Source organism: Pedococcus sp. P2_E4 (assembly GCF_056403935.1).
The window spans coordinates 23,781-32,992 of sequence record NZ_JBFUEO010000035.1 but is presented as its reverse complement, the minus strand read 5'-3'; the positions used below and the strand labels follow the sequence as shown (position 1 = coordinate 32,992).

Here is a 9,212-nt window from a genome sequence, read left to right as displayed (position 1 = left end):
GTCACGGCGGGTGGGCGGGTCCAGGATGGCGACCTCGACGCCCGCGAGCACCTCGTGCAGCCCGGGGTCGCGCAGCACCGCCCGGTCACCGGGCAGCAGGGGCACCGGCCTGTCCAGCCTGAGGCGGACCAGCCCGTCACCGAGACGCTGGGTCCGGACGGGCAGCGCAGCGGTGCCGGCGTGCAGCGTCAGCGTGCGGGGAAGCCGTCCGTCCGGGTCGAGACCGCCCACGTCGACCAGGTCCACCGCGGACGGCCACGACGGGTCGAGCAGCGCGTCGCCACGGGACACGTCCGTGGTCGCGACTCCCCTCAGGTTGACGGCCACCCGGCTCGGGCCGCTCACGACCTCCACGTGCTCGCCACACGTCTGCAGTCCGCGGACAGTGACCCGGCGGTCGCGGAGCACGAGCACGTCGCCCACGCGAATCGTCCCTGCCGACAGCGTCCCGGTCACCACGGTGCCAGCGCCGCGCACGCTGAAGGACCGGTCCAGCCACAGACGGACGGGGCGATCGCCGCCTGGCTCCGGAGCCGACTCGGACGCGAGCCGTGCGAGGGCAGTCCGCAGCGCTGGCAGGCCGTCGCCGGTGCGCCCGGAGACGTGCACGCAGTCCGCGACAGGGACCCCCAGCTCGGCGAACCGCTGCCTGGCCTGCGCCTCGGCGGGGGCGCCGTCGACCAGGTCGCAGCGCGTCACGACCAGGAGCACGTGGGCGATGCCGAGGGCGGCGATGGCGCGGGCGTGTTCCTGCGACTGCGGGCACCAGCCGTCGTCCGCGGCCACGACGAACATCACCGCGGCCACCGGGCCGAGTCCCGCGAGCATGTTGCCGGTGAAGTGCTCGTGCCCCGGCACGTCGACCAGGCTGACCCGCTGCCCGTCGAGGTCGGTCCAGGCATAGCCGAGGTCGATGGTCAGGCCCCGCTTGCGCTCGGCCGCCCACCGGTCCGGCTCCATCCCGGTCAGCAGCCGCACCAGGGTGGACTTCCCGTGGTCGACGTGACCGGCCGTCGCGACCACCGCCATCAGGCGGCACCCACCAGACGACCCATCAGCTCGGCTCCGGGCGACCGGCGTCGCGAATCGCCTTCACCACCAACGGGTCCGACGCGGCTGGGACACAGCGAAGGTCGACCAGGCACCGCCCACGCTCGATCCGCGCGAGCACCGCGGGCGCCCCGGTACGCAACCGCGCGGCATACGACTCGGGCAGGGAGACGGCCCACCCGGGCAGGTGCAGTCCCGGCGCACCGCCACCCCCGACCACGCCGTCGGCCTGCACGGTCATGGCCCCGACCTCGGGGCCGAGGGCCGCCGTCACCCGACCGCACCTCGCGAGGAGGACCGCCGGGTCGGCCTCGAGGGCGTCGAGGACGGGGACGCGTGGGCCACGCACCGTGGCCTCGAGCGCGGCGAGCGTCAGCTTGTCGGCCCGCAGCGCCCGGGCCAGGGGGTGCCGGCGCAGCCGCTCGACGGTGTCGCGCTCGCCGAGCACGAGACCCGCTTGCGGCCCGCCGAGCAGCTTGTCGCCGCTGCACGTGACGACCGCGGCGCCGTCCCGCAGTGAGGACGCGGCGTCGGGCTCGTCGGGCAGCAGGGGGTGGGGTCGCAGCAGCCCGCTGCCGATGTCGTGCACGACCGGCGGACCGATCGTGGTGAGCGCCGCCACCGGTACGGCGGCGGTGAAGCCCTCGACGCGGAAGTTGCTGGGGTGCACCGCCAGGATGCAGCCGGTCTCGGGGCCGACCGCCCGCTCGTAGTCCGTGAGCGTCGTGCGGTTCGTGGTGCCCACCTCACGCAGCCTGGCGCCGGTGCTGGCGATGAGGTCGGGCAGCCGGAAGCCGTCACCGACCTCGACCAGCTGGCCACGGCTGACGACGACCTCGCGACCTGCAGCCAGCGCGGTGGTCGCGAGCACGAGCGCGGCCGCGCCGTTGTTGACGACCAGTGCCGACCCGGCCTCGGGGACTGCCGCCAGCAGGGCGGCCAGGGCGCCGGCCCCACGCCTGGAGCGCCGCCCCGTGGCGAGGTCGAGCTCGACGTCGACGGTGCCGGCCGCGGCGACGACTGCCTCGACGGCAGCGGCGGACAGGGGCGCGCGACCCAGGTTCGTGTGGATGACGACCCCCGTCGCGTTGATCACCGGGGTCAGCGACGTCACGCCGGCCGGCAGGGCCGCGAGGGTGGCCGGGACCACCTCGTCGGGGGAGAGGTCGCCGGCGCGCACCTGCGCCTGGGCGTCGCGGACGGCGTCACGGACCCGGTCGCGCCCCAGGCGCGAGATCGCCTGTGCCAGCACGGGTTCCGCGAGGACAGCGTCCGTGCGCGGTACGAGGCGACGGGGGTCCGTGGGGTCGGGCTCCGGCATACGGCCTCCTGGGGTTGGCGGAGGCGGACGGGAATCGAACCCGCCCAGCCGAGCTGCTCGGCTGCACCGGTTTTGAAGACCGGGAGGGCCACCAGGCACCTGTACGCCTCCGCTCGCGAGGCTAGCGTAGGCAGGGTGACCACCCAGGGCGCTCCCGTGAGGTTGACGCAGTATGCCGCCGGCGGCGGGTGTGCCTGCAAGATCCCGCCGGGGGAGCTCGAGGACGTCGTCCGCGGGCTGGGCGGGCAGAGCGCGCCCGACCTGGTCGTCGGGCTCGAGGACGGTGACGACGGCGCGGTGGTCCGGGTCGCCGACGGGACGGCGGTCATCAGCACGGCCGACTTCTTCACCCCGGTGGTCGACGACGCGTACGACTTCGGCCGGATCGTGGCGGCGAACGCGCTGTCCGACGTCTACGCGATGGGCGGCCGGCCGGTCCTCGCCATCAACCTGGTGGGGTGGCCGCGCTCCGTCCTGCCGCTCGAGCTGCTGCGCGAGGTCCTGCGCGGCGGGCTGGACGTGGCCCGCGAGGCGGGGTGCCCGGTCGCGGGGGGTCACTCGATCGACGACCCGGAGCCCAAGTACGGCATGGCCGTCACGGGCGTCGCGGACCCGGATCGGTTGCTGCGCAACGACTCTGCGCAGCCTGGTCTGCCGATCAGCCTCACCAAGCCGATCGGGGTGGGGGTCCTCAACAACCGGCACAAGGCCACGGGTGAGGTCTTCCCGCACGCGGTCGCCTCGATGGTCGCACTCAATTACACGGCGAGCGCCGCGGCGCTGGCCGCGGGCGCGCGCGCGGCCACCGACGTCACGGGCTTCGGCCTGCTCGGACACCTCTACAAGCTGCTCCGCGCGTCCGGGGTCGGCGCCGTCCTCGACAGCGCCGCGGTGCCGGTGCTGGAGGGCGCGTGGGAGTCGCTGCGCGAGGGGTACGTCAGCGGCGGCACGCGGCGCAACCTCGACTGGGTGCGCCCGCACCTCGACGGTGACGCCTCGCAGGAGGTCATGCTCATGCTCGCCGACGCCCAGACCAGCGGAGGTCTGCTGGTCGTCGGCGAGGTGCCCGGCGCCCCGGTGGTCGGGCACACCCTCGCCGGTCCGGCTCGCATCGAGATCCGCTGAACCCCTTGTGAGTGAGTGCGCCAGGGCGCACGCTGGGGCCATGGCCATCTTCGAGGTCCGGTTGCGCGACCACCGGGGCGGCCGCCGCAACGGCGCGGCAACGGTGTCCGCGGCGAGCCCGTCCGAGGCCCTGATCCTGGCGCGGGCCACCATGACGAACCCCGTTGGTGCCCACCTGTATGCCGTGTACCGGCACCGCACGCTGCGTCGCCGCAAGCTCGTCGGCACCTTCCCCGCCGGTGGCGGGGACGACGGCCTCGCCGGGGTCCGCGAGCCGCGCAGGCCGCACCCCGCTCCCCCGAGCCTGGGCGCGGAAGCCGACCTCCCGGCATACCGGGACAACTGACGCGGGGCGGAGTCGGCGACGCACCGGAGGCAGTAGCGTGTGCGCACCCCCCACACCCCGGAGACCGCCATGCCGCACTTCGCCCACACGCTCTCGGTGAGCGCGCCCCCCTCCGCGATCTTCTCGATCGTCGACGACTTCTCCAAGACGCCCCAGTGGCTGTCGCGCTGCACCGGCATCGACAAGGTGTCCGAGGGCGCCAACGACGTCGGGACCCAGCTGAAGTACCACTACAACGACGGCCGCCGCAGCGGGACCATGGACGGACAGGTCATCGCGCACGAGCCGGACCGCCACTTCGCGATGAAGTTCACGGACAAGATGATGGACGTGACGGTCGACTTCGTGGCCGCGTCCGACGGCGTGGGCACGACGCTGACGCACACGATCGACATCGCGACCAAGGGCATCGGCAAGCTGTTCACGCCCCTGATCCGGCGCGACCTGCCCAAGCAGACGATGGACGCGATGACCAAGCTGAAGGCGATGGCCGAGTCCGGCGCCTGAGCTTCGCTTCTCGTCGTCTCACGCGAGGCCCCATCCGGTATGCCGGGTGGGGCCTCGCGTGGTCGGAGCACTCGTGCGTTCGCCGGAGTTGCGGGGCTGCCCGGCACGGGGATCATGGCGGTGATGGCCGGGGAGCAGAGGTGGCGGTTGTGGGCCGCACGCGTGGCGGTGGTGGTGGCCGCCGTCGTCGTGGCGCTGAGCCTGTCGCGCCTGTGGACCTTTGCGAACCAGGACAACCCGGCGATCGTCGAGGACTCGCACCTCGCTGCCGTGGCGAACGCGGCCTGCGCGATCATGCGCGACACGTCCTCGGCGGCGGCCGTGGCGGCAGATGCGCCGATCACGCAGCGGATCGGAGCCATCAACGCCCAGAACGACGCGGTGTCCGAGCTCGTGGCGGCGATCAACCGTCACGTGCCGCGCGAGACCATCGAGACCGACCAGCCAGCGGCCGAGTGGCTCGAGGACTGGGGACGGCTGATCCGGGCGCGCGACACGTACGCGCAGGCACTGGCTGCGGGCAAGCCCAAGCCGCTCACGATGCCGACCATCGAGGGTCAGGCCCTGCCTGCGCGGCTCAACGGCGTCGGGCTGAGCTGCCGCGTCCCCCTGGTGCTCCTGGCGCCCTAGCCGGCTGGGGTGCGCTGTTGACCCAGCACTTTCTCCAGCTCCTAGGTGGCGACCAACGGATGTCACCGCCCGGTCGGGCCGTGAGGTCAGGGTCGAGTGGGTCTCTCGCCCTCCTTAGGAGGGGATTCGCCACTGCTCCTGGGCCGCGACGGCAGCGGCCAAATGATCAAGGCCAGGCCGGCGAGCATCACCCAGTGCGGCCACCAGCCATTTCCCCACCTGACGACGGCCAAGGCCAGAAGCGCTAGTCCGGGGATGGCGAACCGCAAGTACCTGGGACGAATCACGGAGTCCCAATCAATCCTGCGCGCAGTCACGGAGCCTCACTCTGTCCATGTCCAAGAAGCCTGAAGCTTCTGACGGCCCTGCCTACAGCCCCCATCTGACATGACGAACCAGGGTCCAGACCGGCTTGACCTTCGAGAGCAGGAATGACTCAAGAGCCAAGGAACAGATGGTGTTGGCCTGGCACCAGCTGAGTGCCGTGGAGAGGGCGGTGGATCGCGTCATTTTCCAGTAATGCATGTAGACGTCGTAGAAGGCCAGGTAGTCCCCGGTTCGGCTGTCGTAGTACTTCACGTAGCCCTGGGTGCACGTCCCCAGGTTGGCACTCGTGGACATCCAATACATGTGTCCGTAGACATCACGGCAGTAGGGCATCGGAACAAGTGTCTCGGCCTCACGCGCGGCCGTTCGCGAGCCGGCCGAGCGGCTGTCAGCTTCCGGCATCGGTTCATTGGGCGTGAAGTCGGGATCCGTGAACCATTGGGGCGCCGGGCCCTCTGGGACTGACTCGACCGGACCCGGCGAGGTCATACGGCTTCCAGTCTGCACCGGATGTTCGTCGGCCCAGGTTCCAGCCGCCGATGATGTCAGCAGCATCGTGCTGACGGCGAGAGTGGCTATGGCACGGTTCATTCTCAAGGTGACTCCCCCTGCTTCTCCGTGGGCCATGGAGACCCAGCGAACATCGCACCCCATCAGACGTCTAAAAGTATAGGCAATTTCTAGTCAGTGACAAGATGATATAGGTTTAGAGTCATACGATATCCTGGTCAAGTATGATGCGCGTGCATGCGTTCCTCAGCCTGGCCTGCCGACCTGGGAATCTCTTGACCGCCTCTGCGGACGCCCACCTCGTCGCCCCGTGGGCCATTGGCGCGCCAGTGCCGCCTCGTGGCTATACGAGGCAATTGCGGGCAGAACCAGCGTTTGGCATGAAATCACCCATGAATTGGTCAAGGCGGTGACTTTTCCCACCAAACGGATGCCAATGCCTTCTAGCGTCCGTGGCGCACCCCAGAGCAACGGTGCTCCGGGGGATCACAAGGGAGGGTTTCATGCAGCACAGCATTGAAGCAGTGGCGGAGCAGGGGGAGGGCGTGACGGCGGTCGGTCGTGGCACCCGAGTGGCTTCTCGAGCCCGGAAGTCCGCCTTGGCCCTGACGGTCGTGGCGGTCGGGATGGCGATCCCCGCCGCGGTCGCAGGACCCGCTTCAGCCGTCGACGGTCCGGTCACGTCCGTCTACTACTCCCCGAACGGGGGTGGCGCCAAGGCCACGGCCGACATCGACTTCGCCTCGTCCTACAAGGTGTACTTCAGGAACATCTACCTGAACGACTTCTGCCCCGGCGACGACAAGCGCGCCCAGCTGAAGTTCAAGGTCCGCTACGAGGGCGACAGCGGCTGGACGACCGTCGGCGACACCCGCACGGATGTCGGCGGGTGTACCTCGTCGGCCTACACCGAGAGCCTGGCCACCTGGACGAGCTCGCGGCGCATCAACGACGCGACCGTCGTCGCGTGTGTCGAGACCCGCGGCTGCGCCAACCCGAACGACAGCTACCACGACAACCCGTACTGGGGCTGAGCACCCTCGCACCGCACGGAAGGCCCCCTCCCCGCCATGGGGAGGGGGCCTTCCTCGTGGGTTCCTTACCGCGCGTCAGGCAGGATCCCCGGCGGTGTCCGCGGGCGGCGCAGTGACGTCGGGGGCTCGGACGATCCACACACAGTCGCGGGGGACAGTGGTCTCGTCCTTGACCAGGACCTCGTATCCCAGGTGGTCGAGGAATCGCTGCATGATGCTGTCGGTCATCACCGAGAATGCCGATCCACTTCGACCCATGAGGTTGTGCTCGTACTCCCGCAGGAAACGGCTCCAGCCTCGGTCCGTGAGGACGTTGCCGTGGTGCAGCAGGACCAGACGCCGTCCGCGCATCAGCGTCGGGATGCGCGCGAGGTAGTTGAAGATGTCGCGAGGTTCGACGTGCACCAACGTGTCGAAGCAGAACAACAGGTCGATGCTGGCGTCCGGGATGCCGTCGAGGGTGCGCCCATCGAGCTTCACGTACGACATGCGGTCGTCGCCCAGTCGCTCGCGGGTGGCCGCGAGCATGTCGGCGGAGATGTCCGCACACGTGACGTGCGCAGCGCGGTTGCGCAAGAGCAACGCCGTGCGCCCTCCGCCGACACCGATCTCGAGGACGTGGTCGTCCGGCTCCACGTAGGGGGCGATGAACTTGTCGTCGATCAGCTGGATGTAGCTCTCGATGTTCGGGGCTGCCCCGGCCTCGGTGCCCTGCCATTCGTCGCCGAGGTACTGGGCGTCGGGAAAGCGTTCCCGCCACGTCTTGGCGTACTTGTCCCAGGCCCCCTCGTAGTCGACGCCGCTGAGGGATCCCTTGGCGGCCGGCTCGGACACCGGCTGCTGTCGGGTGACCCGCTCCCCGCGGGGGTCTGTCGTGCCGTACCGCGCCGCGGTCGCAACCTTGCCAATCCGTCGCCGAACCAGTTGGTCGAACCTCATCGGCAATCGTCCTCTCCGTTGGGCGCTGCCCGAGCGCGCCAGGCAAGCGCGGCGTTGACGAGCGGATGCCGGGCGGGGGCAGCCTTGCAGGGGTGAGACGCCCACTTCTGCGCAGCATCGTGCTGTCGGGACGTCGTCGTGTGGGCCCAAGGGTGTCGGGGTTCGGCGCAACAGGCAACCCGGAGCCGTGACGAGGCTGTGGCTCCGGTTGCAGCTCGGCGCGCGTGTGGCTGCCCCGGCTCGATCAGAGCGATCGCGGCGCCGTCGGTGCCCAAGAAAACCAGGCCCCGACCGGCATACCGGATGGGGCCTCTGCTTGTGGTGGAGCCAAGGGGACTCGAACCCCTAACCCCCTGCTTGCAAAGCAGGTGCGCTACCAATTGCGCCATGGCCCCTCGCGGCCTGGGCCGCGGGGTGTCTACCGAAGCAGACCGTCTGCCACAGCAGTCCGCCTGCCAGAGCAGACGCCCGCCGGAGCAGACCGTTCCGTTACGAGGGGTTGTCCGTCGCCTGCGACCAGAGGTCCTTCTCGGCCTGCTGGGCCTTGAGCTTCTTCTGGATCGCCGCAGCGCCGATCGCGGTGGCAATGAGGATCAAGAGCTTCTTCATGGCGGGCCGGCCTCCCTCGCTGAGGAACCGCGGGGATCGGGATTGGTGGGCCTAACAGGACTTGAACCTGTGGCCTCTTCCTTATCAGGGAAGCGCTCTAACCGTCTGAGCTATAGGCCCGTGAGCCCAATCTCCGCTGCGCCACCGGAGGTGACGCGAGGCACGAGGTTACCCCACCGGTGGACGCACCTCCAAAACGGCTACCGCCCGCCATCCGGGGTCGGATGACGGGCGGTTTCGGTATGCCGTGGGGCCGGCTCCGCGGTCGGCCACCAAGCCGGCGGGGAGCCCGGTGGGGCCGGCTCTCAGTCGTCCGTGAGGGTGAGCTGGAGGCCGCCGACGAGGGCCGAACAGATGTTGTAGAGGAACGCTCCGAGGGTCGCCAGTGCCGTCATGAGGATGACGTCGATGACCCCGATCACGATCGACAGCGACAGCACCCGGCCGAAGCCGAGGAAGTCCATGATGTCGAACGGGTTCTCGGCGTCACTGAAGATCGTGCCGACCATGCGGTTGACCTCGTCGAAGACGCCCATGCCGGACAGGATCATCCAGAGCACGGCCACCATCACGACGCTGGCGATGCCGAGCGCCACGGACAGCAGGAACGACATCTTCATCGCCGACCACGGGTCGACCCGCGAGACCGTGAGCTTGACGCGCCGGGCCCGGGCGGGGCTGCCCGTCGGGCGGGGCGCCCCGGTCGTCGGACGTGCGGCGGAGTTCGCCGAGCCGGTGGGGGTCGCGACGGTCGGGGAGCCCACGCCTGGGGCCCCTCCCTGGGGGAGGGCCGACCTGCTCGTCTGGCCTGCCG

11 protein-coding genes and 3 tRNA genes are annotated in these 9,212 nt (G+C 70.2%); 5 read left to right on the top strand and 9 right to left on the bottom strand.

The window, feature by feature from the left end; all coding sequences use genetic code 11:
- The 3 genes from selB to AC1DV7_RS14685 all read right to left on the bottom strand — a co-directional run.
- Positions 1-1,029 (bottom strand): selenocysteine-specific translation elongation factor (gene selB, locus AC1DV7_RS14695; RefSeq protein ID WP_477597877.1); only part of this gene is annotated, 1,029 nt, incomplete at its 3' end.
- Positions 1,030-1,054: 25 nt separating this feature from the next.
- On the bottom strand, positions 1,055-2,371 hold the full coding sequence (selA, locus tag AC1DV7_RS14690) for an L-seryl-tRNA(Sec) selenium transferase (protein WP_477597876.1): 1,317 nt from the start codon (positions 2,369-2,371) through the stop codon (positions 1,055-1,057).
- Between the two features lie 15 nt (positions 2,372-2,386).
- Positions 2,387-2,482 (bottom strand) — tRNA-Sec (locus AC1DV7_RS14685).
- Between the two features lie 24 nt (positions 2,483-2,506).
- On the opposite strand from AC1DV7_RS14685, the gene selD reads away from it, so the two are divergent.
- The 4 genes from selD to AC1DV7_RS14665 all read left to right on the top strand — a co-directional run bounded on the left by selD (position 2,507) and on the right by AC1DV7_RS14665 (position 4,979).
- Positions 2,507-3,496: a selenide, water dikinase SelD gene (gene selD / locus AC1DV7_RS14680; protein WP_477597875.1), complete on the top strand. Its 990-nt coding sequence runs from the start codon at positions 2,507-2,509 to the stop codon at positions 3,494-3,496.
- Between the two features lie 40 nt (positions 3,497-3,536).
- Positions 3,537-3,842, top strand: coding sequence for a hypothetical protein (locus tag AC1DV7_RS14675; protein WP_477597874.1), 306 nt, complete (start codon positions 3,537-3,539; stop codon positions 3,840-3,842).
- Between the two features lie 39 nt (positions 3,843-3,881).
- Positions 3,882-4,349, top strand: a complete 468-nt coding sequence (locus AC1DV7_RS14670) for an SRPBCC family protein (protein ID WP_477597873.1) — start codon at positions 3,882-3,884, stop codon at positions 4,347-4,349.
- A gap of 123 nt (positions 4,350-4,472) precedes the next feature.
- Positions 4,473-4,979: a hypothetical protein gene (locus AC1DV7_RS14665; protein WP_477597872.1), complete on the top strand. Its 507-nt coding sequence runs from the start codon at positions 4,473-4,475 to the stop codon at positions 4,977-4,979.
- 369 nt (positions 4,980-5,348) lie between these two features.
- Here AC1DV7_RS14665 and AC1DV7_RS14660 read toward each other — a convergent pair whose 3' ends face one another.
- Positions 5,349-5,933: a hypothetical protein gene (locus AC1DV7_RS14660; RefSeq protein ID WP_477597871.1), complete on the bottom strand. Its 585-nt coding sequence runs from the start codon at positions 5,931-5,933 to the stop codon at positions 5,349-5,351.
- Between the two features lie 386 nt (positions 5,934-6,319).
- Between AC1DV7_RS14660 and AC1DV7_RS14655 the strand changes: the two genes are divergently transcribed.
- On the top strand, positions 6,320-6,850 hold the full coding sequence (locus tag AC1DV7_RS14655) for a hypothetical protein (protein ID WP_477597870.1): 531 nt from the start codon (positions 6,320-6,322) through the stop codon (positions 6,848-6,850).
- A 75-nt stretch (positions 6,851-6,925) separates the two neighbouring features.
- Here AC1DV7_RS14655 and AC1DV7_RS14650 read toward each other — a convergent pair whose 3' ends face one another.
- From AC1DV7_RS14650 to AC1DV7_RS14630, 5 genes are all read right to left on the bottom strand, one after another.
- Positions 6,926-7,789, bottom strand: coding sequence for a class I SAM-dependent methyltransferase (locus tag AC1DV7_RS14650; RefSeq protein ID WP_477597869.1), 864 nt, complete (start codon positions 7,787-7,789; stop codon positions 6,926-6,928).
- Between the two features lie 319 nt (positions 7,790-8,108).
- Positions 8,109-8,184: transfer RNA gene (locus tag AC1DV7_RS14645), tRNA-Ala, on the bottom strand.
- A gap of 94 nt (positions 8,185-8,278) precedes the next feature.
- Positions 8,279-8,398, bottom strand: coding sequence for a DLW-39 family protein (locus AC1DV7_RS14640; protein ID WP_477597868.1), 120 nt, complete (start codon positions 8,396-8,398; stop codon positions 8,279-8,281).
- Positions 8,399-8,441: 43 nt separating this feature from the next.
- Positions 8,442-8,518: transfer RNA gene (locus AC1DV7_RS14635), tRNA-Ile, on the bottom strand.
- Between the two features lie 185 nt (positions 8,519-8,703).
- Complete coding sequence (locus AC1DV7_RS14630) at positions 8,704-9,162, bottom strand: DUF3566 domain-containing protein (protein WP_477597867.1); 459 nt, start codon at positions 9,160-9,162, stop codon at positions 8,704-8,706.
- Between the last annotated feature and the right edge of the window lie 50 nt (positions 9,163-9,212).

What these genes read in the sequence shown, in the direction of transcription:
- selA (WP_477597876.1), bottom strand. Translation starts at nt 2,371, where the DNA reads ATGCCGGAGCCCGACCCCACGGACCCCCGTCGCCTCGTACCGCGCACG.
- AC1DV7_RS14675 (WP_477597874.1), top strand. Translation starts at nt 3,537, where the DNA reads ATGGCCATCTTCGAGGTCCGGTTGCGCGACCACCGGGGCGGCCGCCGC.
- AC1DV7_RS14665 (WP_477597872.1), top strand. Translation starts at nt 4,473, where the DNA reads ATGGCCGGGGAGCAGAGGTGGCGGTTGTGGGCCGCACGCGTGGCGGTG.
- AC1DV7_RS14660 (WP_477597871.1), bottom strand. Translation starts at nt 5,933, where the DNA reads ATGGCCCACGGAGAAGCAGGGGGAGTCACCTTGAGAATGAACCGTGCC.
- AC1DV7_RS14655 (WP_477597870.1), top strand. Translation starts at nt 6,320, where the DNA reads ATGCAGCACAGCATTGAAGCAGTGGCGGAGCAGGGGGAGGGCGTGACG.
- AC1DV7_RS14650 (WP_477597869.1), bottom strand. Translation starts at nt 7,789, where the DNA reads ATGAGGTTCGACCAACTGGTTCGGCGACGGATTGGCAAGGTTGCGACC.
- AC1DV7_RS14640 (WP_477597868.1), bottom strand. Translation starts at nt 8,398, where the DNA reads ATGAAGAAGCTCTTGATCCTCATTGCCACCGCGATCGGCGCTGCGGCG.